Below are 25,444 nucleotides of genomic sequence, written 5' to 3' on the forward strand. Positions count from 1 at the left end.
TGCGCGTATTCCGTCCCGGGTACCGGGACGGCTCGCCGAGCGGCTACTTGGAGTAGTACTCGACGATCAGCTGTTCCTGCAGCGGCACATCGATCTGGGCGCGCTCCGGCAACTGATGGACCAGGATCCGCAGCCGGCCCGGGATCACCTGCAACCAGCCCGGAACCGGGCGGTCGCCGACGGTCTCCCGCGCCACCTGGAACGGCAGCGTGCCCAGCGACTTCTCCTTGACATCGATGATGTCGTACTGGGTCACCTGGAAGCTGGGAACGTCGACCTTCTTGTTGTTCACCAGGAAGTGGCCGTGGCTGACCAGCTGGCGGGCCTGCCTGCGGGTGCGGGCCAGACCGGCGCGGTACACCACGTTGTCCAGGCGGGTCTCGAGCAGGCGCAGCAGGTTGTCACCGGTCTTGCCCTTGAGGCGGTTGGCCTCCTCGTAGTACCGGCGGAACTGCTTCTCCATGACGCCGTAGGAGAAGCGGGCCTTCTGCTTCTCCTGCAGCTGGAGCAGGTACTCGCTCTCCTTGATCCGCGCACGGCCGTGCTGGCCCGGCGGGTAGGGACGACGCTCGAACGCCTGGTCGCCTCCGACGAGGTCGACACGCAGACGACGCGACTTGCGGGTGATAGGGCCTGTGTAACGAGCCATTGTTCGCTGTTCCTTTCCCGCTAGACGCGACGCCGCTTGGGCGGACGGCAGCCGTTGTGCGGCTGCGGGGTGACATCGGAGATCGTGCCCACCTCGAGGCCGGCGGCCTGCAGCGAGCGGATCGCGGTCTCGCGGCCCGAACCCGGGCCCTTCACGAACACGTCGACCTTCTTGACGCCGTTCTCCTGCGCCTTGCGGGCGGCGTTCTCGGCGGCGAGCTGCGCGGCGAACGGGGTCGACTTGCGCGAGCCCTTGAAGCCGACGTGACCCGACGACGCCCAGGAGATGACGTTGCCGTTCGGGTCGGTGATCGACACGATCGTGTTGTTGAACGTGCTCTTGATGTGCGCGTGGCCGTGCGGGACGTTCTTCTTTTCCCGGCGACGCGACTTCTGGGTCTTCTTCGGGCCCGCGGCCCGACTCTTCGGAGGCATCGGTTATCCCTACTTCTTCTTGCCGGCGACGGTGCGCTTCGGGCCCTTGCGGGTGCGCGCGTTGGTCTTGGTGCGCTGGCCACGCACGGGCAGGCCACGACGGTGGCGCAGGCCCTGGTAGCAGCCGATCTCGATCTTGCGGCGAATATCGGCCTGCACCTCGCGGCGCAGGTCACCCTCGACCTTGAACTCGGAAGCCTCGATGTAGTCACGCAGCTTCGTGAGATCGTCGTCGCTGAGGTCCTTCGAACGCAGGTCCGGGCTGACGCCGGTGGCCTCGAGGATCTCCTTGGAGCGGGTACGGCCAATGCCGAAAATGTAGGTCAGTGCGATCTCCATGCGCTTCTCGCGCGGGAGGTCGACGCCCATGAGACGTGCCATCTGGCAGTTTCCTTAATCGTTGCGGAGGTCTGCTCCCTGTCCGTCCCCTCGTCTTGTGGGGCACCGGCCTCCGAACCGGTGGTAGGCACGCACGCCCCCAGGGCGAACCCTGGATTTCCGCAGCGTGCGGCTGGTGCTGGGAGTTCTTCTGTGCCAATCCGAACTGCGGTTCGGTGCTTGGCTGGTGTCGCGTCGAGCGGCGCCGTCGGCAAGCCTCGGGCGGTGGTGCGAAGTTGCCCTCGCCTCCGCTCAGCCCTGGCGCTGCTTGTGGCGCAGGTTGTCGCAGATCACCATGACCCGGCCGTGACGGCGGATCACCTTGCACTTCTCGCAGATCTTCTTGACGCTCGGCTGAACCTTCACGTCCGTCCAATCTGTTGTGGTTCACACGGGTGTGAACACAGTTTTTCCCCAGTCGGCGACTGGGGAAGTCTCTTTTTCGTTACCGTCACGCGGACGGCCTGCCCCGGGTTGGCAACGCAACCCGCCACGGGGGTCCGGGGGCGCAGCCCGCCGGGCGGGGTGTGGGGGTTGCACCCCCACAGAACACCAAGTGGATCGACACCGGCGAACGCTCTCCGTGAGCAGGGGTCGCCCACTCGATTCACTTGTAGCGGTATACGATCCGGCCACGTGACAGGTCGTAGGGCGAGAGCTCGACGACCACACGGTCCTCGGGGAGGATGCGAATGTAGTGCTGCCGCATCTTCCCGCTGATGTGCGCGAGAACCTTGTGCCCGTTCTCGAGCTCGATCCGGAACATCGCATTGGGCAGCGGTTCGACAACTCGACCCTCGACCTCGATGGCCCCGTCCTTCTTCGCCATATCCTCCGCGATCCCGGTTACGCTCAACCTGGTTTGTCTGCCTGACGTCTGCTTGTATGGACCGACCACTCGCACACAAACAGCGGCGCATGGGTGCACCGCCGCTCCAGCTTACCGATCAGTTCCGGATCGGGCAAAAATGCCTCCCTGTATACCCCCGTCGCCAGGGGTTTCGCAGCCGCCTTCCCACCCGTGGCGAGCGCCGGGTGCTGCGCCGCTGCGGCGGCATGTTGTCGCGTAAACTGGCCGCTGTCCAGGTATTTGGGTCGAGCAGATCGAGGGAGACGCGTGAGCGAGCGCAGCGAGCGAGCCGTCAACGCAGCCGCCTTCGCGGTCATGAGCGCGCGCCGCGAGCAAGCTATGAACACCGCGCCCTTCGTCATGGCCGAGCCGAGCGCCAGCGAGGCGGAGTCGTGAGCGAGCGCCAGCGAGTGAGCCGACAATACAGCGCGCCCTCGCGCACGACGGAGCCGAGCGCGGGCGAGGCGGCGTCGTGAGCGAGCGTAGCGAGCGAGCCAGGAACACCGCGCCCACGATCCCGGCCGAGCCGAACGCTAGCGAGGCGAAGTCGTGAGTCGTAACAACAACGACCTGCCCATGCTGCCGCCGTGGCTGTCCGAGAGCGACGTCACACAGGCCGGCTACGAAGCACCGGTACAGAATCTCCCGCACGACGAGCTCATCGAGGAAACACCCAGCCGCAGACGCGGCCGGTTCAAGAACCGGGCCCCCGAAGCGGAACGCCCCGAAGCCGCGCGCCCGGACAAGCGCCGCAAAGGCTGGCGCCGCGACAAGCACGAACCCTCCGACGAGGGAGGGCAGCAGAGCGCGCCGCGACCCGCGCCCGGACCGGACGGGCCTGCGCCGGGTCCGCTACCACATGGCTCCTGGCAGCAACCCGCCTACGAGCAGACACCGCCGCATGCGGACGGCGGGTGGCAGGTCCCGCCCCCGCCCATCGCCGCTGCCCAGCAGCCGCTGCCGACCCGCAACCCTTCGCAGCCCTCGCCCGCGTTCCAGCCGCTGGGCAGCCGACCCGCCGAAACGCCGATGTCGAACGACAGGTCGGCGCCGCAGCAGGCGGACAGGCCGGATCTTCCGCCGCCGCCACCGCTGCCGGACCCGCCGCGGCAACCGAACGACGAACGGCCCGGTCCGGCGCCGAACCGCGAGCACCCCGGGCCGCCGACCGGCGAGGGTGCCGGCGGACGGACCACCGGACCGGATCGGCCTCCGCTCGGACCGCAACCGAGCCAGTGGCCGTCCACCGGGAACCCCCGGCTCGATGCCGCCCTTTCCGCGGTGCGGCCGAGTCACTGGCCGGCCACGCCGCCGGCCAACCAGATGTCCGCGCCACCGATCGATGGCCATCCGGTCGGACCGCCCACGGGCGCGGGCCAGACCGGTGCGGACCCGAACGCCCGGCCGGGCAACGAGCATCCGGCGATGCCGCCGACCGGTCCGAACCAGACGTGGCCGACCAGCGCCCACACGGCAGCGGCTACCGGTGAACGATCGGCCGTGCCGCCACAAGGCGCACATCCCGGCACACCACAGACCAGTGCGGACCACGCGGCGCGGCAGGCCGGAAGTCATCCGGCGGTGCCGACCGGCGAACATCCTGCGGCGCCCACCAGCACCGATCAGGTGGCTCCCCCCACCGGCGGAACGTCGACCAGCGCGGATCCCGCGGTGCGACAGGCTCAGAGTCACCTGGCACCCCCGACCGGCGAGCAGCATGCGACGTCGGCTTGGACCATCCCTCCGGTGCCGTACGCCGGCGGAACCCCGGCCGGGCCGACGGCCGATGACCACTCCGCCCGGCAGGCCGGACATCGCCCAGCGCCCACCGGCGAAAACGCAGTGGTCCAGCACGATGGCGGGTCCGCGGCGTCGGGCAATCCGCCGTCCACTGATGACCGGACACGCCCGACGGGTGATCAGTCTTCGACGCCGCCGGTCGGTGAGCATCCCGCGACACCGACACCGACACCGACACCGACACCGCAGGCCGCGTCGTCTTCGTCCGGGGCCGGCGGCGGCCCCACCGCGACCGGTTCCGATGGTCCGCCACCCTGGCTCGCCGCACCGCCGCCCGAGCGGGCGGCTACCTCCACGACGGACGCGCCGCACCGCCTCCCGCCGCTTCCCGACCCGCCCGCGCCGCACGAGCGCCCGCACAGCGGTGCACCCGGCGTCCCGACGGCGCCGTCGCCGCATGAGGAGCAGCCGTCCACACGCGGCGGAGACGGTCCGCCGACCCGGCTCGATCACACCGCACCCGCGCAGGCGGGCCGACCCGGTCTTCCGCTCGCACCGAGCGAGACCGCGACACAGGCTGATCAGGCAGCCGCCCGGACATCCGCAGGCAGCTCACCATCGGCCACCGCATCCGAACCCCGGGTGCGCGCCGATCGCCGACCGGCCTCGAACCTGTCGCCCGCGGATCGCACCGGAACCGAACCGGCTTCGGCGGCTCCACCGTCCGCTACCGGTCCGCACGGCGGGATCGGTTCCGTGCCACCCGCGCCCGAAAGCGCATCCGCGACCGGCAGCCCATCGAGCACCGCGCCGCACGGCACAGCGCCGACGAACGAGGCGACCGGAGCAGCGGCGAATCCGCCGCGCACGCAACCGGATCTGGGCGCCGCGGCGCCGGGCTGGACGAGCGCCGCGGAAGCCGGCGCCGCTTCGGCACGGCCGGTCGGCGGACGACACCGGCTGCCCACCGAGACGAGCGAGCTGCCGGTCGGCCAAGCACCCGTCGGCCAAGCACCCGTCGGCCAAGCACCCGTCGGCCAAGCACCCGTCGGCCAAGCACCCGTCGGCCAAGCACCCGTCGGCCAGGCGCCGGTCGAGCAGGCACCGACTTTCGATCAGCAGCCGGTAGCCCGGCAGCAGACCGATACGACGCGCCGAGAGGCGGGCAACGTAGCGCCGAGTCCACACGCTCCGGCTGACCTCGCCGGCGAATATTCGGTTTACGCACCGCAGTCCGGTGGTCAGGCACCGGTCGCGGCGCAATACGGCCCCAGCGGCCACTGGCGCGATACCACCCAGCATCCTGGCACCGCACCAGCCGAATCCACCGGGCACCCCGCCCCGTTCGTGGGCGGACCGGCACCAGTCGGCGAGCCTGCCGACCAATGGCGCCATGTCGCCGAGCAGAACCCCGTGCAGGGGAGCCAGGCGGCGCCATATTCCGCGCCGCCCGCGCAGCAGCAGCCCGAACCCCAGGACTATGGACAAGCCGCGCAGGCGGGTGGCCAGCAATGGGGCAATCCGCAACGCTACGCTCAGCCCTCTGCCCAGCAGCCGAACCCACAGCCGGGGACGCCATTCCAGCAGCCCTCGCTGGACAACGTGCCGTTGCGGCGGGCCAAGCGGGCGCCAGGATCCGGGTGGCGCAAAGCCGTGCACCACGTGTCCGGCGGCGCGATCAACCCGGGTATGTCCGCCGAGGAGCGCAGACTCCAAGAACTGGTCGCGCGGATCAGACAGCCCGTGCGCGGCGATTACCGCATCGCGGTGCTCTCACTCAAGGGTGGTGTCGGAAAGACGACCACCACAATGGGTCTCGGATCGATCTTCGCGTCGATCCGTGGCGACCGGGTGATCGCGGTGGACGCCAACCCGGACTTCGGCACGCTGTCGCAGCGTGTGCCGCTGCAGACCCGCTCCACCGTGCGCGATCTGCTGCTCGACCCCTCGATCCAGCGGTACTCGGACGTGCGCAGGCACACCTCGCAAGGCACCAGCCGACTGGAAGTGCTTGCCAGCGAACGGGATCCGGCCGCCTCGGAGGCGTTCAGCGACGAGGAATACCGCGCGGTGGCCAGTATCCTGCAGCGGTTCTACAACATCATCCTCACCGACTGCGGCACCGGGCTGATGCATTCGGCGATGACCGGGGTGCTCGACCTGGCGCACTCGCTGGTGCTGATCTCCTCGGCGGCGATCGATGGCGCCCGCAGCGCCGCCGCCACACTGGACTGGCTATCGCTGCACGGCCACGATCACCTGGTCCGCAACGCGGTGGTGGTGATCAATCTGCCGCGCGAGGGATCACCGAATGTCGGCATCCAGCAGCTGCGCGAATACTTCCTGTCGCGTTGCCGCGCGGTGCATATCATCCCGTACGACCAGCACCTGTCCGAGGGCGCCGAGATCGACCTGCACCGGCTGCACAAGCAGACCAAGCGTGCCTATGTCGAGCTGGCCGCGACCGTCGCCGACGATTTCGCCACCGATCACCGCCGCTACCGCCCGTGACGCCAGCCGGAGCCTGCCCGGCCGGCGTGCGGTGGTCGGCCGGCGTGCGGGAGTCGGCTCACCACTCGGGTAGACGCCGCCGGCCGGCCATGACGTCGCGCACCAGATCGTCGTAGGCGTCCGCGAGTTCGGCGAGATGATGCCACGCGTAGTGCAGCAGATCGTCGTGCGCGTCCAACGTCATCAACGCGTGGTGCGCTCGCACCGAGGACTCGGCGAGGCGGTCGATCACCGCGCCAACGGTCTCGGTGTGCAAGGTGGCGCCGAGCCGATGCTGCGGCACGTTGCGCACCACCCAGTCGTCGATGGCCATTACCAACTCGACTCTGCGACGCTCGATTTCGCGGATCACCGCGACGGACGTATCCACCGAACCGCCACGACCGACGAGTCGGCGTTCGTGCAGCACCGCCAGGTCACGGGCGAACCAGAGCAGCGGACCGCCCACCACCCGGTGGCCGCGACACGCCCGAACCAGTAGGTCGGACATAGGAAGTAGTCCCGGTGCCGAAGAACGCACCGAAGGATCGACACACCTCGGTGTGTCGGGAAGGGCCATTACGACCGTTGTATCCGAACCTGCCACGTTGCCTCGCCGTCATCGCCGCACAACACCGGATCAGGACGTTCATTACAATAAACCTCTGAAGTCGCCTGTCAAGCGTTACCCGGCCGTAGGGAGTCACGAAGAGTACACTTCGTTACCTGCATGACCAACCGAGGAGCACGATGGCGGACGGTCCGACGTATCACCGGATCGCAGACCTCCTCCGAGAGGAGATCCGCGCAGCCAAGTGGAAGCCGGGCGATCGACTGCCCAGTCATTCCGAGCTTGCCGATCAGATGCAGGTCTCGATAACCACCGCCCGCAATGCCATCCAGGTATTGGTGACCGAAAACCTCGTCTATACAGCTACTTCCCGCGGGACCATCGTCCGAAACCAAGAAGTGCTGGAATCCGTTGTCACCGACCATATCCGCCCAGACCGGCCGAAGACCGAGCACGACATCTTCGAGGAGATCGCGCGGGCCGCGCACCGAGAGCCGTCGAAGGAGTTCAGCGCGAAGATGGAGCCGGCCAGCCGCGAGGTCGCGTCCTGGCTCGGCGTGCCGCCGGACTCCTGGGTACTGGCCAGGACGGTGGTGCAATATCTGGACCATGAGCCCTGGTCCTGGGAAGTCAGCTTCTATCCCCGAGATCTGGCCGAGGCCACCGGAATCGACTCCCCGCACGACATTCCGGAAGGCACCACTCGCCGCCTCGCCGACCGAGGCCACGCGGAGACCGCCCACCGCGACACGCTCGTCGCCCGGCCCGCCACCGCGGAGGAAGCCATGGTGCTCGGCGTAGCCGCGGGCACCGTCCTACTCGACCACCTGCGGATCGGCGCCAATCACGAAAGAGTCACCCGCGCCACCCGTCATCGCTCGCTCGCCACCGGCAACCGCTTGGCCTACGAGCTCGGCGATAGCGAAGGCACGGCCGTCATCCGGGCCACACTCGCCAGATCGCACGGGCTCGGTCCGGCGTAAACCATGACCATCGTGCTCCGCCAAGCAACGCTCGGCGATCTCGGCATGATCTGCCGCCTGCGCGTCCAGCGCACGGCGTGGCTCACGGCGCGCGGCTCCGACCAGTGGACGGTCGCCGGACGCGGCCTGCCCATCGAGATCTTCGCCCGCGCGGTGGGCCGGTCGCTGGACGCGGGTGAGACCTGGATCGCCGAGGTCGCGGGCGAACCGGCGGGCACCATCACGGTCAACGACCGCGCCGATTCCGGCCTGTGGTCGCGATGGGAACTCGACGACGCGGTGATCGTCCACTTCATGATCGTCGACCTGCGGTTCTCCGGCCAGCACGTAGGCCACCACATGCTCGCCCATGCGGGAACGCTTGCCCGCCAACGGCAGCGCGAGTGGGTCCGGCTGGACGCCTGGACCGCCAATACCAGCCTGCACGACTACTACCGCTCGGCGGGATTCCGCCTGGCCCGCATCGCGGGGCCGCCGGCGCAGGGGCCCTCCCGCGCGCTGTTCGAGCGCAGGGCCGACAGCTGGGACCAGGCGCTGCCCGTGCCGGTCCCCGCCGTCGGCCGTCCGGACCATTCGGTGATCCTGGGTCCGCCGCGACCGAACAACTGACCAGCCCGCGGGTTACAGCGGTGGCAGATAGGCGATCTGGATCATCTCCGGTTCCCTGCTGCGCGAAATGAGAGTCCCGCGGCCAGGTGGAAGCTTGGTCGAACGGATGTCGCCCAGGAACTTGCCCTCGTCCTTGGGCGCGCTCATCAGCAGCGCGTCGACCGAGATCTCCTTCATCCGGCCGAGCACCTTGTCGTACAGGGCCCGCGACGCGCCGCCGGAGCGCCGGGTGACAATGAGGTGCATGCCGATGTCACGCGCTTGGGGCAGGAATTCCAGCAGCGGTTCCAGCGGGTTCTGACCCGCGGCGACCATGTCGTAGTCGTCAACGACGATGTAGATCTCCGGCCCGCTCCACCAACTGCGCTCCCGCAGCTGCTGCGGCGTGATGTCCGAACCCGGAATGCGTTTGGCGAGATAACCGGCGACTTCTTTGATCATGCCGACCGAGGTCTGCGACGACGTCGAATAGCCGGCCAGCTGGTCGCCTTCGAGCACACCGAGCATGGTGCGCCGGTAGTCGATGAGGATCACCCTGGCCTCGTCGGCGGTCGAGTTCTCCGCGATGCCGAGCACGATGTTGCGCAGCAGCGTGGTCTTGCCGCATTCCACGTCGGCGAAGGCCATGAAGTGCGGTTGGGCGCCGAAATCGAGTACCAGCGGCTGCAATTCGGACTCGCCGAGACCGACGACCACGCGGGTCGGGCCCTGCTCGATACCGCGTGCACGCGCCGCCGCAAGAACCTGTTCACGCGGGATCTCCATGGGCAGCATCCGCACTTCGGGGGCGCGCCTGCCGCCGTAGAGCTCGTTGAGCTGCTGTTTGGCGGCGCCGACACCTTCGGGCAGACTCTGCGGATCGGAGTCGGAATCCAACCGCGGCAACGCGATCAGCATGTGCAGCCGGTCGGGCGTCAGGCCGCGGCCGGGACGCCCCATCGGGACGAGCACCGCGGTGCGCCGGTCCATCTCGGAATCCGCGGGGTCGCCGAGGCGCAACTCCAGCCGGGTACCGATGAGGTCCTTGACGGCGGGCCGGATCTCCGCCCAGCGATTGGCCGAGACCATGAGGTGGATGCCGTAGGACAGACCCTGCGCGGCCAACGCGTTGAACGCCGGTTCCAGTACGTCGAATTCCGCGCGAATGGTCGGCCAGCCGTCGACGACGAGGAATACGTCGCCGAACAGATCCTCCGACAGCGGGTCGGCGGCGCGCTCGGTTTCGGTCATCATGGCCAGTTTGGCCTTGCGCCTGCGGAACTCGTGGATCGACTCGATGCCAAGCTCACGGAAACGTTCCTCACGCTGGTGCAGCAACGTGGTCATCTCCGCGATGGTGCGCCGGACCCGGTCGACCTCGAGCCGTCCCGCGACCGAACCGACGTGCGGCAGATCGGCCAGGCCGGCCAGGGTGCCGCCGCCGAAGTCCAGACAGTAGAACTGCACCTGCTCGGGGGTGTGCGTGGCCGCGGCGGCCATGATGACCGTACGCAGAGTGGTCGACTTGCCCGACTGCGGACCGCCGACCACGGCCAGATTGCCCTGTCCGCCGGACAGATCGATGACCAGCACGTCTCGGCGCTGCTCGTAGGGCTTGTCGATGACACCGATCGGCATCCACAGCTGACCGTGCCGGTTCACCGGGGACTTCCAGTCCGGATCGGGCAGCAGCATGTCCACCGAGGGCGATTCGTCCAGCGGCGGCAGCCAGACCTCGTGCGCGGGCCTGCCGTGACCGGTAAGGCGTCCGACCACCACTTGGAGCAAGGTCGCAGGCACCGCCTCGACCGGACGCGCGGCCTCGACCGGTTCCTCCGCGAGGTCGAGCTCGCCCGGCGGAGGCGGCAGCTCGAGCGACCCAGGAGACGGCGGGAGCTCGGGACGCCCTTGCCGAGCGGTTCTTTCGGCGCGGGTGGCCTGCTCCCGCTCCTCCACCGTGCTCGCCGTGAACACCACCGGCGACTGGCCGCCGACCGCGCGGCCGTCCACCTGCTGGCTGCCACGTGGCGAAACGTAGGGCCCGGACACATAGGCCGCGTTGAACCGCAGCGGGTCGTCCGCGTCGCTCTTGAGGTAGGCCGAACCGGGCACGCTCGGGAGATGGTAGGCGTCGGTGATGCCGAGCACCGCGCGGGATTCGTTGGCCGAGAAGGTGCGCAGACCGATGCGATAGGACAGGTGACTGTCCAGGCCGCGCAGCTTGTTCTCCTCCAACCGCTGCGAGGCCAGCAGCAGATGCACCCGCAGCGAGCGGCCGAGGCGGCCGATCATCACGAACAGGTCGGCGAAATCCGGCTTCTGCGAGAGCAGTTCGGAGAACTCGTCGACCACGACGAACAGCGCGGGCAGCGGATCGAGCTGGGCGCCTGCGGCACGCGCCTTCTCGTATTCGGTGACGTTGGCGAAATTGCCCGCCGAGCGCAGCAGTTCCTGACGGCGGTTCATTTCGCCCGACAGCGCGTCCTTCATGCGGTCGACCATCGAGAGTTCTTCCTCGAGGTTGGTGATCACCGCGGCGACGTGCGGCAGCGATTCCAGGCCGAGGAAGGTCGCGCCGCCCTTGAAGTCGACCAGCACGAGGTTGAGCAGGTCCGGCGAATGGGTGGTGACCAGCGAGAGCACCAGGGTGCGCAGGAACTCCGATTTACCCGAACCCGTCGCGCCGATGCACAACCCGTGCGGGCCCATGCCGTTCTCGGCGGACTCCTTGATGTCGATCTCCACCGGCGTGCCGTCCGGGGAGACGCCGATCGGCACGCGTAGTCGCTCCCGGTCGCTGCGCGGGCGCCACACCACGGCCGGGTCGATCTGGGCGGCGTCCGGAATCTTCAGCAGCGCCATCAGACCGGGGACGGCGCGCGTCTCGTCACCCAGGCTGACGATCTGCGCAGCGGTCGCGACCCGGTATCGGGCCAGGTCGCGGGACAGCGCGGCGGCTTCGGCCAGGCTCACCGAGTCCGCGGTCGCGAATCGTTCGGTGCCGGCGGCGGATTTCGCGGCCACCCACCCGTCCGAGACCACCAGTTGCAGGCCGCGGCGCACGGCGAGACCGGTCTGCGGCGCGGTGAGGTCGAGCACGGTGACCGAGTCCAGGCCCGCGTCGCTGACGATCCGCTCGGTTCCGCTGACGAAACCGTCGTCGATGATGACGAGCAAGTGGATCCGGCCGGCGGTCGGCTGCGCGTTACGCATGAACCTTCCGCGTTCGAGCAGCTCGGCGGCCATTGCCGTTTCGAGTTCGCCCAGTGACCGGTACATCATGCGCGCCGATCCGATGCCGTCGCGATCGACCGGATGCTGCAGGTGTGGAAGCCACTTCGCCCACGACCACGCCTCACCATCGGGATCGGCGCAGATGATGGCGACCGCGGTGTGGTCGGGTCCGTGGAACGCGGTGAACTCCATCAGCATCGACCGCGCGAGCATGCGGGTCTGTGCCGGTTCGCCCTCGATGTTGATGGCCGGGAACGCGCGCAGCGAGATCGCGGTCGGCAGGTCGTGCACCACCGAATGGGTGCGCACGAAACGACGCAGCGCCACCGTCGACACCGGCTCGAGATCCTCCAGCGGACCCGTCTCCGGCCGGGCCAGCTTGGTCGCCAACCGGTGGCTGCCGACGCCGACGCGCACGTGCCCGAAATCCGGGTCGTTGGGGCGGCGCTCCCACATGCGCCGGGTACCGACCAGCGACTGGAGATCGGCCGGGTCCGGATGACTCCACAGCAGCGCGTCGAGCTGCGCGCGCCCGGTCTTGCGGACGTCCTTGCGCACCTGGTCCAGGTACCGGAAGTAGTCCTTGCGTTCCTCGTTGAGCTCGGCGGCCTTCTTCGGTCCGCCCCCGCCCCGGTATCCCGCCATCATGCCGACCATCGACATGATCATCATCATCGGGAACATCATCATGAACGGATTGGCCAGCAGGCTGCGGCCCATCATGACCATCATCGCGATCATGCCGACCACGGCGACCACCATCACGACCGGCATGAGCTTCATCAGCAGGCCGCTCGGTATCGGACGGGGAATCTCCGGCGGAGCGGTCAGCGCCACCTCGCCGCCGGGCGCCCGCGGCGGCGCGATGCGAGGCCGGCGCACGAAACCTTCGGTAGCCATGTCCTACAGTCCTTCTCCGGTCTCCGCCGGGTCGACGACGCCGCGGCCCCGGCGAAACGGGACGGACAGCGCGTATCCGATGCCGAGCAGGGACAGCAGCACGATCGTGCCTATGGTCGCGACGCGACGCGGCGTCGGATCGACATAGGGCGGGGGCGGAGGCGGCGGAATGGGCCGCGCCACATCGGCTCCCGCGTTCACCGGGCGTTCGGGCAACTGCGCGGTCAGCGCGGCTAGCGGGTCGACCAGGCCGTGGCCGATCCGGTCGTCGCGTCCGGAGCCGGGTTGCTGTGCCGTGCGGGTGATCCGGTCGATCACCTGCTGCGCCGACAACTGCGGGAATCTGGCGCGCACCAGCGCGGCGAGCCCGGACACGTAGGCGCTGGAAAAGCTAGTCCCGTCAATGGATCCGACGCCCTCGGCGGTCTGCACCGAATCGACCAGACCGGTAGCGCCCGGCTTGCTGTCCAGCGAAACGATATTGCGTCCCGGGGCCGCGACGCCCACCCACGGTCCATGGATGGAGAACGGCGAGGCCGTGCCATCGGCCTCCACCGAGGCGACCGAGAGCACGTAGGGCGCGAACCAGGCCGGACTCACCGCGGTACGCACCGCGCCCCATCCTGTTCCCTCGTTCTGGCCATCACATGCCCCACCCTGCTGTATGTTCCCGGCCGCGGCCACCACGACCACATTTCGATCGTAGGCGTATTTGACGGCCGCGCCGAGCGCGCCGTCGGCCGGGTCCGCACCCGCCGGTGAGCAGGCGACCTCGGAGATATTGATCACGCCCGCCCCCATGTCCACCGCGCGCACGACCGCGGCGGCCAGGGTCAGCACGTTGCCGTACCCGGCGCTGGCGATCTTTCCCGGAACCTCCGAGCGCGCCCGGTCTTTCGGCTCGTACGCCAGGCTCAGCTGCCGGATGGCCAGGATCTCCGCGTCGGGCGCGACGCCGGAGAACGCGTCGTCGGGGCTCGGCCGCGCGGCGATCAGGCCGGCGACCAGCGTGCCGTGGCCGTCGCAGTCACTGGTGCCGTCGGAGTTGGATACGAAATCGCCGCCGGGTTGCAGCGCGGGCAGCCGCGGATGCCGGTTCACGCCGGTATCGATCACCGCGACCTTCTGTCCGCCGCCACGGCTGAACTCCCAGGCCGCGGGCAGGTCGAGAATCCGTTGCGGCAGCGGCGCGTCGCGTGGCGGGCCGCCGCCGAGCATCGGCTCGGCACACACCGAGCGCTGTTCGGTCTCGTCCGGCGGACCACCCCTGGCATTGACCGCGATCGCCGCGCCCAGCGCGCCGTCATCGATGGCGGGCGGCCCGAGGGCGGAGGCCGGAGCTGGCGGCGCGAGACAGCTGAGGCCGAGCACCAGCGCCACCCCGGTGAGCCGTAGCGGAACACTCATCGCCACAACCACTCCACGATCACAGGTTTCTTGCCGCCGAGTACAAGTCCATGATCCACAGCACCAGCGGCACGACGGTGACGATCAGCAGATATTCGAAGATCTCCCCGGCTCGTCTGGTCACCGGCGACATCTCGGTGTGCGGAGCGATGACACCGAAGCCGACCATCGCCGTCGCGACCGCCAGCAGAATGCCCGCCGTCGGCACCAACCACGACGAATGCCCGACCGCGACGGCGACACCGACCGCGACCAGCGTGGCCGCGCCACCCGCGATCAGCGTGCCCGCCTGGACCAGGTCCGCGAATGCCCGTCCGCGCAAGGACAGGATCAGCCCGACGACCACCCCCAGTGCGATGCCCTGCCAACGCGCCGCACCCAGCGGATCGGCGGCGAGCACCGCGCCGACCGTGGCGGCGAGCGTGCTGCCCAGCAGGATGCCGGATTGGTACTGGTTGGCGGCTTTCGCGCGCAGTTCCAGACCCGCCGCCGATGGCAGCGCGGTGGCTCCGATCGCGCCGATGTCCTCGATGGTGGGGCGCGGTTCGTGATCGGCCGGGTCGATCGCGCCGCCCGCGGTGGGCACCGGCGGGACGGGCAGGCGCGCGGCCGCGACCGCGAGCCGCGGCGCCATCGTGATCATGATCAGTGCGGCGACCAGCACACCCGCCGCGATCTTGGGCGTTCCGACTTCCCACACCATCCGCACCAGCGCGGAGAAACCCGTGAACGCGGCCGTGGTGAGCGCCGCCGCGCACAGCAACGCGCCGACTCCCGTGACGCTGTAGGCGACCACCGCCACGACCAGCGCCGTGACCGACGCGAGCAGCAGATGCGGACTGCCGAGCGTGTTGGGGACGAAAAACGCGGCGGCCGCGAAGAACAGCGCTATCGCGTACAGCGACAGCAGTGTCGCGGCCAGCGTCGCCTGGTATTTCCGCACGCCGATCACCGCGGCGGTCACCGCGGCCAGCCCGGCGCCCGCGGGCAGGAAGCCGATCGCGATGCTCGCGCCGTCGGTCTTGGCCACGGCCAGCAGACCCAGCGCGGCGAGCACGCCGACCAGCGCCGTGATCAGGCCCATCCACCGGGCCGCGACCGGTGACCAGTTGTGGAACGACTCGGCCGTCAGCCGCGACACCGCGTCGATCACGTCGTCGAACAGGGCAGGCGATTCCTTCGCCGTCACCGACCGCAAGACCAGCAGCTCGCCGTCGAACACCTCGGCGTCGGTCAGCGTCTGGTTGGGCGGAATCGGGTCCCGCCCGATCCTGGCCAGGGTCCAATGCTCGGTGCGCAGCGGGGCGCCTTCGTCGTGCTCGGTGAGGTCGGGAGTACGGGACTCGATCAGTTCCACGATGTCGGTGATGAACGCGGCGATCGGAATCGTCGCGGGCAGGCCCAGATCCAGCTGGGTGTTGCCGCCGATCACCGAGACTCGGCACAGCTCTGGATCAGCGGCTCCCAAGCCGCTGGTCGACGACTCGGTCACGAGTTTGCAGACTCCCTATGTCGACTCTGTCTTGCTTGGCAACGCACTCAATCTATACCGCTGTCTCCCGGTATGCTGACCGAGAACTCGCAAATACCGTAAGCTTTGGGGGCTCACCCGCATGACCGGCAACCGCCAAGCACAACGCGCCTTCGACGCCGGCGTCTTATCATTGGGCCTCAGTATCGACGGGCAGGAATCCACACGGGATCTGGACTACGCGAAGCTCGCGTTCACCAGGGCGACCGAGTGGGATCCCGGTATGTGCGACGCGTGGCTCGGCCGCGCCGCCGCCGGTGAGGTGACACGGGAAGTCCTGTTCAATCTCTACAAGACCAGCTCGACCACGCTTTTCCGGGAGCAGCGCAGGCTGGGTCTGCGGCCGAGGGAACTCGCGGGCCGATTCGTGGTCGGCCAGTACATCGACTATCCGCTGGCCAGCTACACCGAGATCTGGCTCGCCCAGGCCGCGCAGCTGATCGCCGACGCCGACTACGACGAGGCCGAGCGGGTGCTCGACGAGCTGGCCGCGCATCGCAAAACCCAGCTCTCCCAGCCGGACAAGGAGATCGACGACCGCATCTGCGCCTATGTGCGTGCGGTGCTGCACTATCAGACCCAGCGCTGGCCCGACGTGATGACCGTGCTGGCCGGGTCCGCGGAGTGGGAAGACCCGTACATGGCCGCCGCCGCGCACGTCATGGTCGGCACCGCCTGCGCGCAGCTCGGGCTGTTCGGCGAAGCGATCCGCCGGATGGAACAGGCCGAGCAGGGACCGATCCCGGCCGCGGCGACCACCGCCCGGTTCTGCCGCGGACTGTGCCTGCGGGAAACCGGCAATGAAGTCGAAGCGCAGGCGCTGTTCGAGAAGGTGTTCTCCGAGGCGCCCGATTTCGAGGCCAACACCCAGGCCATGCGGGACCGCAAGTACCGCATCACCGTGACCACGAAAGAACAGATCGACGCGCGCACCAACCGCTGGGATCCGGCCTCCGCGCCCTCGGCGGAGCAGATCGGACGCGAGGAACGCGACGACAAGGCCAAGCAGATCCTCGAGGCCGCGCGCGCGGAGCTCGACGCGCAGATCGGCTTGGCCGCGGTGAAGACCCAGGTGGCCAAGCTGCAAGCCACCGCGCAACTGGCCAAGATCCGCGCCCAGAAGGGTATGGCCAGCGTGCCGCGCGGCCAGCACTTGGCCTTCACCGGGCCGCCTGGCACCGGCAAGACCACCATCGCCAGGGTGGTCGCCAAGATCTATTGCGGGCTCGGATTGCTGAAGACCGACAATCTCGTCGAGGCCAAGCGCGCCGATTTCGTCGGACAGCACCTGGGCAGTACCGCGATCAAGACCTCCAAACTGATCGACAGCGCCATGGACGGCGTGCTGTTCATCGACGAGGCGTACACGCTCATCCAGACCGGCCTGCAGGGCGGCGACGCGTTCGGCCGCGAAGCGGTGGACACGCTGCTGGCCAGGATGGAAGACGATCGCGATCGGCTCGTGGTGATCATCGCGGGTTACGACGGCGAGATCGATCGTCTGCTCGCCGCCAACGACGGCTTGGCCTCCCGCTTCGCCAAGCGGGTGAAGTTCGACTCCTACACCCCGTCCGAGCTCGGCGAAATCGGCCAGTTCATCGCGCGGAAGCGGGATTCGGAGGTCTCCGAAGAGGCGCTGGCGCTGCTCGTCGCCGCCTGTGCCGAGCTGTACGAGAAGGAGAGCACCGACCAGAGCGGTCAGCCGCGCCGCGGCATCGACCTCGCCGGCAACGGCCGCTTCATCAGGAACGTGATCGAGGCGGCCGAGGAGGAACGCGAATTCCGGCTGGCCAATGACGAAAACCTCGATCTGGCCAACCTGGACGAGGCGGTGCTCATGCGCATCGAGGCCGAAGACATGCGCAATGCCCTCACGAATGTCCTCGCCACGCTGACCCGTTAGCTCTGTTAATTTGCAGCGCCTGCGGCGCTGCGTGTTCGCGGCCCCCTTGTGGCTCGCGTCCGAGCGACCGCCGCTGGCGACTTCGTCGCGGACGCGGCGGCCACTCGGACACGAGCCGGGCCGCGAACGGGACATGCTCGGTCTCGTTGCGCTCGAAACCCGTGGCCGCGCCGATGTGGTTACCTCACGTGGTAATCGCGGCGACTAGGGGTTAGCGATCCTCTGGCGCTCGACGGGCCGGAGCTGCGCTTGTGCGCTCGTCGAGCAGTTCGGCGTCGGCCGGTGCGGGCGACACGCCCAGCAAAATGTCGCAGATGAGTCGGCCATACGGAAGCGGAAGGCGCTGTAAAGCGACACGGTAAACTCGGTTCCTCAATACTCTTTTCCGATCGTGTTCGTGCAGGTGGGTTCGTCCGACACTCCGGGAGGAGATGATCGTGAGCTCGTTCCGCAAACCGCCAGGGCGCACACGCGGCGCCAAGAGGAATCCCCGGCCCGCACTGTTTTCCTCGAGCGCGGGCCGGAACGAGCGGACGCAAGCGCTGAACCGGACCGCGCGGACGAGACGCGAGCGAAACACGGCTCGCGGAAAACAGCGGCATCCCACGCCACCGCCGGTGCACGATCCGGATCCACGGCCACGGAGTAGGGCCGAACGCGTCCGTCGTCTCCTGCTCGCCCTGTTCATCCTGTTCGGCGTGGTGCCGGCGCTGCTATCCGTCCTGGCGTACTGGAGCGCCGAGATACCGGACCCGACGGCGATGCAGGGGAACCAGATCGCCACCGTCCTCGCCGCCGATGGCAGCACCGTGATCGCGAAGGTCGTTCCGCCCGAAGGCAATCGGACGCCGGTCCCGTTGTCGGACGTGCCGCGGCCGGTGCGCGACGCGGTGCTGTCCGCCGAAGATCGCAACTTCTACACCAATCCCGGCTACTCAGCCTCCGGCTTCCTCCGCGCCGTCCGCGACAACATGCTCGGGCGCGACAACGCGGGCGGCGGCTCCACGATCACCCAGCAGTACGTGAAGAACGCCTTCCTCGGCTCCGAGCGCACGGTCACGCGCAAGCTGCGCGAGCTGGTCATCGCGGCGAAGATGGCCCGGCAGTGGAGCAAGGACGATATCCTCGCCGCCTATCTCAACACCATCTATTACGGCCGCGGAGCCTACGGGATAGCGTCGGCGGCCGAGGCGTACTTCGACAAGCAGGTGAACCAGCTGACCCTCGCCGAGGGTGCGGTGCTGGCCGCGCTGATCCGGACGCCGTCGATCCTCGACCCGGAAACCCATCTGCCGGATCTGAAGGCGCGCTGGCGTTACGTGCTCGACGGCATGGTCGAGATGGGAGTGCTGGCGCCGGGTGACCGCGACGCGACGATGTTTCCGCCGATCATTCCCCTCTCGGAGATACCCGACGACAACGTGACCCGCGGTCCGGAGGGTTTGATCCGCAACCAGGTGGTGCGCGAGCTGCGCGCCTCCGGCATCAGCGAACGCGAATTGAACACCGGCGCATTACAGATCACCACCACCATCGACGCGAAGGCACAGCAGGCGGTGCTCGATGCGGTACGTGATCGGCTCGATGGCCAGCCACCGGAACTTCGCGCGGCGGTGGTGTCGATCGATCCACGCTCCGGCGCGGTGCGCGCCTACTTCGGCGGCCACGACGGCATCGGCTTCGACTTCGCTCAGGCGCCATTGCAGACCGGGTCGGCATTCAAGGTCTTCGCGGTGATAGCCGCGCAGCAGCAGAGCATTCCGCTGTCTCGGGTGCTGGACAGCTCCCCGGTGACCGACAGGCGCACCCGGATCACCAACGTGGACGGCGAGTCCTGCGGAAAGTGCACCATGGCCGAGGCGCTGAAGCGCTCGCTGAACACCAGCTTCTACCGGTTGACCATGTCGATGTTCGACGGGCCTCAGTCCATCGCCGACGCGGCGCACGCGGCGGGCATTCCCGAGGAGATGCCCGGCGTGGCGGGCAAGACGCTGACCGAGGACGGTGGAAAACCGCTGAACGGCATCGTTCTCGGCCAGTATCTGGTCCGGCCCGTCGACATGGCCTCGGCGTACGCCACGATCGGCGCTTCGGGCGTCTACCACCAGCCGTACTTCGTGCAGCGGGTGGTAACCGGTGACGGGCGGGTGCTCCTCGATCGCGGCGGCGCCCCCGACCAGCGGGTCGGCAAGCAGATGCCGCCGGGCCAGCAGCGCATCTCCCCGGCGATCGCGCAGAACACCGTTCAGGCGATGACTCCGATCGCGGCCTACTCCAACGGGCACGGGCTGAAGGACAACCGTCCCTCGGCCGCCAAGACCGGCACCACCCAGCTCGGCGACAGCGACGCGAACAAGGACGCGTGGATGATCGGCTTCACCCCTTCGCTGTCCACGGCGGTATGGATCGGCACCGAACGGTCGCAGCCGATCCGGACCGCGCGCGGCGCCGACATCTATGGCTCCGGCCTGCCCGCCGACATCTGGAAACAGGTCATGGACGACGCGCTCGACGGCACCCCGATCGAGCAGTTCCCCGGCACGCCGGCGCAGCCGAACCAGAGCAAGCCCTCCGGCGGGGCCTACGACATCCTGAATCCGCCGCAGCAGTCGCCGCAGCGCGAGCCCGTCGTCATCATTCCGCCCACCACGCAGCCCCCCAGGGAAGTCGAGATTTTCCCGGGACTGAGCATTCCGGTTCCGGGATAGCGATGATGCTGTGACCTTCCGTGGCCCGGCGGAACGGATGACATGGCAGCATCGTTTGCCAGAGTGAGAGCGAACAGCGAGTGCGTCGGAAATGGCCCGACGCCGAAACCGCGGAAACGATGCGGAAGGATATGCGCTCGAGCGACGACAGCGCGGCGCGAGCGACGGGCCCGGAGGCGGTAGCCTGCGTCACCATGAGGGGCACCGGGAGCGACGCCAATTGGAGACAGACGAGACATAGGGGCTACGCCGGTGGATTTCAATGTCGTTGACCAACCCGAGACGCTGGTGGCGGGAACGGTGCTTCGCAGCCCCGCGCTCGCGGTCGAGGGGCCGCGCCGCGCGAAAGTCGAAGAGGCGTGGAAGCGCAACCTGGCTCGCAAGCTGCCCGGACCGCCGACCACGGCGTACGTCGACCATGCGCCGGAGATCAATTCGTACCTGACCCATATCGTCGGCTACCGCTGTCACAGCCTGGCCGATCTGCTGCCCGGTGACGTGCTCGCCCGGGTGCCCGCCGGACGGTTCGCCCGGTTCATCGCCAGCGGCGACAACCTCGGCGACACCATCGTGAGCATTTGGCGCGCGGTGTGGGACGCGGAGGCCGCGGGCCGCCTCGTGCGCGCCTATACCGGCGACTGGGAACACTATCCCGACGCGCGCACGGCGGAAGTCTTCGTGGCATTGGCGGACGATCAGGTCGACGAGTAGGAACAGACAGTGGATTTCGAGATCGTCACATTGGAGCAGAGCATGGTCGCGGGCCTCACCGTGCCGCTCGCCGGCCGCGAGGTCACCGCGCGCGACCTCGACCTGGTCAACTTCACCTGGGACCGGTATCTGGCGCGGGAGAAGAACGTGCCCCGGGTCGCCGCCTACATCGGCCAGAACGACCATGCCGTCGCCGTGCTCGGCTACGAACTCGCCGGGATCGAGGACTTGGACCCGGGCGACGTGCTCACCATCATCCCGCGGGGCCGCTACGCCAAGTTCGTCGTCGCCGACAAGCCCTACGACCTGCTGCGCACCGCATGGGCCCAGGTCGCGAAGGCGGAGAACGCGGGAACCATCACCCGCTCCCACACCGCCGAGGTCGAGCGCTACACCGGCCCGGCCTCCGTGGAGGTCTACGTCTCGCTGGACTAGATCGCGTCCGCGAACGTCGTGCACTGACGCAGCCGGCCGGAGGCTTCCGCCGCCGGCCGGCTTGCATCGATGGTCACCGAATCACTCGGTGCCAGATCACTCGGCTTACTCCGCGCCGATGATGAACGCTTCGAGCTGGGTACGCGCGACATCGTCGGCGAGCTGCTGGGGCGGGGACTTCATGAGGTAGGCCGAGGCCGGGATGACCGGTCCGCCGATGCCGCGGTCCTTGGCGATCTTGGCCGCGCGCACCGCGTCGATGATGATGCCCGCCGAGTTCGGCGAGTCCCACACCTCGAGCTTGTACTCCAGGTTCAGCGGCACGTCACCGAAGGCGCGGCCCTCCAGGCGGACGTAGGCCCACTTGCGGTCGTCGAGCCAGCCGACGTGGTCGGACGGGCCGATGTGCACGTCGTTGGCGCCGAGCTCCTTCTTGAGGTTGCTGGTGACGGCCTGGGTCTTGGAGATCTTCTTGGACTCCAGTCGCTCGCGCTCGAGCATGTTCTTGAAGTCCATGTTGCCGCCGACATTGAGCTGCATGGTGCGGTCGAGCTGCACGCCGCGATCCTCGAACAGCTTGGCCATCACGCGGTGGGTGATGGTCGCGCCGACCTGGCTCTTGATGTCGTCACCGACGATCGGCACGCCGGCTTTGGTGAACTTCTCGGCCCACACCGGGTCGGATGCGATGAACACCGGCAGGGCGTTCACGAACGCGACACCGGCGTCGATGGCGCACTGCGCGTAGAACTTGTCGGCTTCCTCCGAGCCCACCGGCAGGTAGGACACCAGCACGTCGACGTTGTTGTCCTTCAGCACCCGCACCACGTCGACGGGGTCGGCCTCGGACAGCTCGATGGTCTCCGCGTAGTACTTGCCGATGCCGTCCAGGGTGGGGCCGCGCTGCACGACGACGTCGCTCGGCGGCACGTCGGAGATCTTGATCGTGTTGTTCTCGCTGGCGAAGATCGCCTCGGCCAGGTCGAAGCCGACCTTCTTCGCGTCCACGTCGAACGCGGCGACGAACTTGACGTCGCGAACGTGGTACGGCCCGAACTTCACGTGCATCAGCCCGGGAACGGTCGAGGTCTCGTCGGCGTCCTTGTAATACTGCACGCCTTGGACCAGCGACGAGGCGCAGTTGCCCACACCTACGATGGCGACGCGAACTTCTGTGGCGTTGTCAGCCTTTTTGTCGTCACTCATGGCCGATATTTCCCTCTTTCTGTGGTGCCGCCTTCGTCGATTGCTCCGCCGCAATCAACTCGTTGAGCCAGCGCACTTCGCGCTCGCTTGATTCGAGTCCGAGTTGATGGAGTTGCCGGGTGTAGCGATCCAAGGACCCGCTGGCCTTCTTGATCGCCTCCCGGAGCCCCTCTCGGCGCTCTTCGACCTGACGCCGCCTGCCCTCCAGGATCCGCATCCGCGCCTCCGCGGGGGTGCGGCTGAAGAAGGCGAGGTGAACGCCGAAGCCGTCGTCGGTGTAGTTCTGCGGTCCGGTGTCGGCGAGCAATTCGTTGAACCGCTCCCGCCCGGCTGGAGTCAGTTGGTAAACCCGGCGCGCACGGCGTGTCGTCGCGCCCGCGGGGATCTCCTCGGCGATCAACCCGTCCGCCTGCATGCGGCGCAGCGTCGGGTAGAGCGATCCGTAGGAGAAGGCCCGAAACGCCCCGAGCAGGCCGGTCAGCCGCTTGCGCAGCTCGTAACCGTGCATGGGCGATTCGAGGAGCAGCCCGAGAATTGCCAGTTCGAGCACCGGGCTTCACCCCCTGACTGTGTTCAGACCTAACCGATGGATACGACTTTCCACTATATCGGAGCGATACATCCGTGCACAGTCGTCGCCGATCGGTGGACGACGTGCCAGCTCAGCGAGAGGGCGGATGGACGGCGAGCGGCTCCCCCGCGAGAGTGACCCGCACATAGCCGGACGCGCTGCCTTCGCCCTTGACGTAGATGTCCATCACGGGGCCGAGGTCGACGGTGCTGTACGACGCATACTCGACCACCACGTGGGTGATCACGCCGTCCGGGAGCCGCACTGTCTCCGGCGCACCGGCCAGCAGCCGGGCGATGGCGGGGACGTCGACGGTCGCGAGATCGAAGGTGCGCGTCCCGGATTTGCGCTCCGAGGTCGTCGAGGTGCGGAAGTCGCCGTTGTAGCGGTAGTCACTGGTCTCGGCCGCGTTGCCCGGCGTCTGCCGGTCCACGATCACGTACTTCGGATACAGCGTCACCTCGTCGGCGGTCAGATCGCCGAATTCGGCACGGTACTGCGCGAGGAAGTAGGCGAGACCCGCACCGGTGGTCAGGTCTGGAACGTTCTCCGACGACCCCGGCAGGTCTATGCCACACCGGCTGATCCCGCCGACCATCGCACCGGCCACGGTGGCCGCAACGACGATCGAGAGCGGCGCCAGCCAGCGCCGCGGACGACGCCGGTCCACCCGGACCACGGGAGTGTTCGCCAGCTCGTCCGGAATTTGCAGGTCACCGATCAATGCGTCGAGCTCCCCGAAGGACTTGGAGCGCATGGCCGTGGCGGTCCGCGCGGCGTGCTCGCTGTCGGTGAGCTGTCCGTCGGCCAGCGCGGCGTCCAGCAGTCCGCACACGTCGGCGCGGTCGGTGTCGCGGGCGCGGATGTCGCTGTATCGGGTTGTCGCCATGGTCTTATCCCTTGAACGGCCAGACGCGGCGAACCTCGCCCGCCGGGGTCATCGTGAAGTGGCCGGACTCCTTGACGGAGTTGATCACGTAGACCTCGACGATGGTTTGCCGTTCGCGACTGCCGGATTCGGCGTCGAACCTGTTGTCGTTCACGCTCACCGCGAAATGCGACACGGCGCCGCCGGGAACTCGGGTGATGGTGGCCGCGTCGGCGAGCGCACGGCCGACCGCCTCCACGTTCAACCCACCCAGATCGGCCGACGGGGTGTCGGACTTGCGCGTTTCGATCTGCCGGGACTGCACGAAACCCCCGCGGTAGTCGTACTCGACCTTTCGGTTCGGCTGACCGGGCACCGCCCGGACGATCGACGCGTGCTTGTCGTACATGCGCAGTTCGTCTACCTGAAGGTCCCCGAATTTCCGCTGGTAGTTACGCAGGAACGTGGTGATTCCGTCGGTGGTGACCAGACTCGGCGTCGGGACCACCAACGGCTGCACCGCTCCTGGATCGACCACGGGCGCGGCTTGCGCCGCGGGTCGCGGTTCGTCCGCCGCCCGGGTGACCGCGAGAAATCCGGCGCAGGCGGCCGTCACCGCGGCGAGGGTGACGGCGCCCAGGTACCACTGGCGGCGGCGCGAGCGCGGTGGACGTGGTGGCGGGGCGACGTTGCCGGGCCGCTGTAAGTCCGCGACCAGATCGTCCAGATCCCCCAGGGTGCGCGCCTCGGCGGCGAGTTCGGTGAGGGTGTCGTGTTCTTCTTCGGTCAGCTGGCCCTCGGCGCGGGCGAGGTCGAGCAGGTCGCGCGTAGTGGCGCGATCCGCATCACGCGCCCGGGTGTGATCGGGATAACTTATTCCGAATGCCGGGCGTCGCAACACTTTTCGCGTGACCGGCGGCCGATCGGCGGCGAACTCCCCCGCGCCGGCGACCGCCGACCACCGACCGACCACCGACCACCGACCGGGGGTTTGCAGATCAGCGGTGAGTCGGGCCAATTCGCCGAGCGTCCGCGCGGCCGCTGCCTGCGCGATTCGGTCGTGGTACTCGTCGGCGCCGAGCTGCCCCTCGGCATAGGCGGCGTCCAGCAGGCTGGACGCGGCGGCGCGGTCGAGGTCACGCGCGCGCATGCGCCCGGGTGCTGCGGTGGACACAGACGGATCGTAGTCCGACCGGGGGCGCGAGGCGCCGGTACGCGCACGGATCGCCGACCGGGCAATCCGCACAGCCCGGGGCGGCCCGATGGCAACACCGCTACTCTGGTTCT

20 protein-coding genes and 2 pseudogenes are annotated in these 25,444 nt (G+C 68.4%); 8 read left to right on the plus strand and 14 right to left on the minus strand.

What is annotated here, in order from left to right; translation table 11 throughout:
• Positions 1-43: 43 nt before the first annotated feature.
• The 5 genes from rpsD to infA form a co-directional block, all read right to left on the minus strand.
• Positions 44-649, minus strand: coding sequence for a 30S ribosomal protein S4 (gene rpsD, locus ACWPXK_RS01600; protein WP_043719990.1), 606 nt, complete (start codon positions 647-649; stop codon positions 44-46).
• 20 nt (positions 650-669) lie between these two features.
• Positions 670-1,083, minus strand: coding sequence for a 30S ribosomal protein S11 (rpsK, locus tag ACWPXK_RS01605; protein ID WP_040704448.1), 414 nt, complete (start codon positions 1,081-1,083; stop codon positions 670-672).
• Between the two features lie 9 nt (positions 1,084-1,092).
• Complete coding sequence (gene rpsM / locus ACWPXK_RS01610) at positions 1,093-1,464, minus strand: 30S ribosomal protein S13 (RefSeq protein WP_039795645.1); 372 nt, start codon at positions 1,462-1,464, stop codon at positions 1,093-1,095.
• A 249-nt stretch (positions 1,465-1,713) separates the two neighbouring features.
• The gene (rpmJ, locus tag ACWPXK_RS01615) at positions 1,714-1,827 is read right to left on the minus strand and encodes a 50S ribosomal protein L36 (RefSeq protein ID WP_011207363.1); all 114 of its coding nucleotides are present in this window, start codon (positions 1,825-1,827) and stop codon (positions 1,714-1,716) included.
• A gap of 241 nt (positions 1,828-2,068) precedes the next feature.
• A complete protein-coding gene (infA, locus tag ACWPXK_RS01620) occupies positions 2,069-2,290 on the minus strand; it encodes a translation initiation factor IF-1 (RefSeq protein WP_003418601.1) in 222 nt (73 codons plus the stop codon).
• Between the two features lie 288 nt (positions 2,291-2,578).
• On the opposite strand from infA, the gene ACWPXK_RS01625 reads away from it, so the two are divergent.
• Entirely contained in the window at positions 2,579-2,707 is a 129-nt protein-coding gene (locus ACWPXK_RS01625) for a hypothetical protein (protein ID WP_454194231.1), read from the plus strand.
• Between the two features lie 2,730 nt (positions 2,708-5,437).
• Positions 5,438-6,562 (plus strand): annotated as a pseudogene (locus ACWPXK_RS01630) (MinD/ParA family ATP-binding protein); the annotation flags it as partial.
• 58 nt (positions 6,563-6,620) lie between these two features.
• Here ACWPXK_RS01630 and ACWPXK_RS01635 read toward each other — a convergent pair.
• Positions 6,621-7,052 (minus strand): DUF4254 domain-containing protein, encoded by a 432-nt coding sequence (locus ACWPXK_RS01635; protein ID WP_454194232.1) that lies wholly within the window; start codon positions 7,050-7,052, stop codon positions 6,621-6,623.
• 239 nt (positions 7,053-7,291) lie between these two features.
• Between ACWPXK_RS01635 and ACWPXK_RS01640 the strand changes: the two genes are divergently transcribed.
• Together ACWPXK_RS01640 and ACWPXK_RS01645 are read left to right on the plus strand one after the other, a co-directional pair.
• Complete coding sequence (locus ACWPXK_RS01640; RefSeq protein WP_454194233.1) at positions 7,292-8,095, plus strand: GntR family transcriptional regulator; 804 nt, start codon at positions 7,292-7,294, stop codon at positions 8,093-8,095.
• Positions 8,096-8,098: 3 nt separating this feature from the next.
• Complete coding sequence (locus ACWPXK_RS01645) at positions 8,099-8,704, plus strand: GNAT family N-acetyltransferase (protein ID WP_454194234.1); 606 nt, start codon at positions 8,099-8,101, stop codon at positions 8,702-8,704.
• Between the two features lie 12 nt (positions 8,705-8,716).
• On the opposite strand, the gene eccCa is transcribed toward ACWPXK_RS01645, so the two are convergent.
• The 3 genes from eccCa to eccD are packed head-to-tail and all read right to left on the minus strand — an operon-like array spanning position 8,717 to position 15,716.
• Positions 8,717-12,817: a type VII secretion protein EccCa gene (gene eccCa / locus ACWPXK_RS01650; protein ID WP_454194235.1), complete on the minus strand. Its 4,101-nt coding sequence runs from the start codon at positions 12,815-12,817 to the stop codon at positions 8,717-8,719.
• A 3-nt stretch (positions 12,818-12,820) separates the two neighbouring features.
• Entirely contained in the window at positions 12,821-14,224 is a 1,404-nt protein-coding gene (gene mycP / locus ACWPXK_RS01655) for a type VII secretion-associated serine protease mycosin (protein WP_454194236.1), read from the minus strand.
• 19 nt (positions 14,225-14,243) lie between these two features.
• The gene (gene eccD / locus ACWPXK_RS01660; RefSeq protein WP_454194237.1) at positions 14,244-15,716 is read right to left on the minus strand and encodes a type VII secretion integral membrane protein EccD; all 1,473 of its coding nucleotides are present in this window, start codon (positions 15,714-15,716) and stop codon (positions 14,244-14,246) included.
• A 121-nt stretch (positions 15,717-15,837) separates the two neighbouring features.
• Between eccD and eccA the strand changes: the two genes are divergently transcribed.
• From eccA to ACWPXK_RS01680, 4 genes are all read left to right on the plus strand, one after another.
• The gene (eccA, locus tag ACWPXK_RS01665) at positions 15,838-17,658 is read left to right on the plus strand and encodes a type VII secretion AAA-ATPase EccA (RefSeq protein ID WP_454194238.1); all 1,821 of its coding nucleotides are present in this window, start codon (positions 15,838-15,840) and stop codon (positions 17,656-17,658) included.
• Positions 17,659-18,089: 431 nt separating this feature from the next.
• Positions 18,090-20,366, plus strand: coding sequence for a transglycosylase domain-containing protein (locus ACWPXK_RS01670; RefSeq protein WP_454194239.1), 2,277 nt, complete (start codon positions 18,090-18,092; stop codon positions 20,364-20,366).
• Between the two features lie 252 nt (positions 20,367-20,618).
• Positions 20,619-21,077 carry a GyrI-like domain-containing protein gene (locus ACWPXK_RS01675; protein WP_067477108.1) on the plus strand — a complete coding sequence of 153 codons (459 nt, stop codon included), beginning with the start codon at positions 20,619-20,621 and terminating at the stop codon, positions 21,075-21,077.
• A 9-nt stretch (positions 21,078-21,086) separates the two neighbouring features.
• A complete protein-coding gene (locus ACWPXK_RS01680) occupies positions 21,087-21,512 on the plus strand; it encodes a GyrI-like domain-containing protein (protein ID WP_454194240.1) in 426 nt (141 codons plus the stop codon).
• 105 nt (positions 21,513-21,617) lie between these two features.
• Here ACWPXK_RS01680 and ACWPXK_RS01685 read toward each other — a convergent pair whose 3' ends face one another.
• The 5 genes and pseudogenes from ACWPXK_RS01685 to ACWPXK_RS01705 form a co-directional block, all read right to left on the minus strand.
• Positions 21,618-22,718: an inositol-3-phosphate synthase gene (locus ACWPXK_RS01685; protein WP_454194241.1), complete on the minus strand. Its 1,101-nt coding sequence runs from the start codon at positions 22,716-22,718 to the stop codon at positions 21,618-21,620.
• Complete coding sequence (locus tag ACWPXK_RS01690) at positions 22,711-23,268, minus strand: PadR family transcriptional regulator (RefSeq protein WP_364320755.1); 558 nt, start codon at positions 23,266-23,268, stop codon at positions 22,711-22,713. Before ACWPXK_RS01690 ends, ACWPXK_RS01685 begins: the two co-directional genes overlap by 8 nt.
• 112 nt (positions 23,269-23,380) lie before the next feature.
• Complete coding sequence (locus ACWPXK_RS01695; RefSeq protein WP_454194242.1) at positions 23,381-24,178, minus strand: DUF1707 SHOCT-like domain-containing protein; 798 nt, start codon at positions 24,176-24,178, stop codon at positions 23,381-23,383.
• A 4-nt stretch (positions 24,179-24,182) separates the two neighbouring features.
• Positions 24,183-25,130, minus strand: a complete 948-nt coding sequence (locus tag ACWPXK_RS01700; protein ID WP_454195395.1) for a DUF1707 SHOCT-like domain-containing protein — start codon at positions 25,128-25,130, stop codon at positions 24,183-24,185.
• Between the two features lie 12 nt (positions 25,131-25,142).
• A pseudogene (locus ACWPXK_RS01705) lies at positions 25,143-25,307 on the minus strand (DUF1707 SHOCT-like domain-containing protein); the annotation flags it as partial.
• Positions 25,308-25,444 lie beyond the last annotated feature (137 nt).

The sequence above is a fragment of the Nocardia sp. Marseille-Q1738 genome, from assembly GCF_965283145.1.

What these genes read in the sequence shown, in the direction of transcription:
- rpsD (WP_043719990.1), bottom strand. Translation starts at nt 649, where the DNA reads ATGGCTCGTTACACAGGCCCTATCACCCGCAAGTCGCGTCGTCTGCGT.
- rpsK (WP_040704448.1), bottom strand. Translation starts at nt 1,083, where the DNA reads ATGCCTCCGAAGAGTCGGGCCGCGGGCCCGAAGAAGACCCAGAAGTCG.
- rpsM (WP_039795645.1), bottom strand. Translation starts at nt 1,464, where the DNA reads ATGGCACGTCTCATGGGCGTCGACCTCCCGCGCGAGAAGCGCATGGAG.
- infA (WP_003418601.1), bottom strand. Translation starts at nt 2,290, where the DNA reads ATGGCGAAGAAGGACGGGGCCATCGAGGTCGAGGGTCGAGTTGTCGAA.
- ACWPXK_RS01635 (WP_454194232.1), bottom strand. Translation starts at nt 7,052, where the DNA reads ATGTCCGACCTACTGGTTCGGGCGTGTCGCGGCCACCGGGTGGTGGGC.
- ACWPXK_RS01640 (WP_454194233.1), top strand. Translation starts at nt 7,292, where the DNA reads ATGGCGGACGGTCCGACGTATCACCGGATCGCAGACCTCCTCCGAGAG.
- ACWPXK_RS01645 (WP_454194234.1), top strand. Translation starts at nt 8,099, where the DNA reads ATGACCATCGTGCTCCGCCAAGCAACGCTCGGCGATCTCGGCATGATC.
- eccCa (WP_454194235.1), bottom strand. Translation starts at nt 12,817, where the DNA reads ATGGCTACCGAAGGTTTCGTGCGCCGGCCTCGCATCGCGCCGCCGCGG.
- mycP (WP_454194236.1), bottom strand. Translation starts at nt 14,224, where the DNA reads ATGAGTGTTCCGCTACGGCTCACCGGGGTGGCGCTGGTGCTCGGCCTC.
- eccA (WP_454194238.1), top strand. Translation starts at nt 15,838, where the DNA reads ATGACCGGCAACCGCCAAGCACAACGCGCCTTCGACGCCGGCGTCTTA.
- ACWPXK_RS01670 (WP_454194239.1), top strand. Translation starts at nt 18,090, where the DNA reads ATGATCGTGAGCTCGTTCCGCAAACCGCCAGGGCGCACACGCGGCGCC.
- ACWPXK_RS01685 (WP_454194241.1), bottom strand. Translation starts at nt 22,718, where the DNA reads ATGAGTGACGACAAAAAGGCTGACAACGCCACAGAAGTTCGCGTCGCC.
- ACWPXK_RS01695 (WP_454194242.1), bottom strand. Translation starts at nt 24,178, where the DNA reads ATGGCGACAACCCGATACAGCGACATCCGCGCCCGCGACACCGACCGC.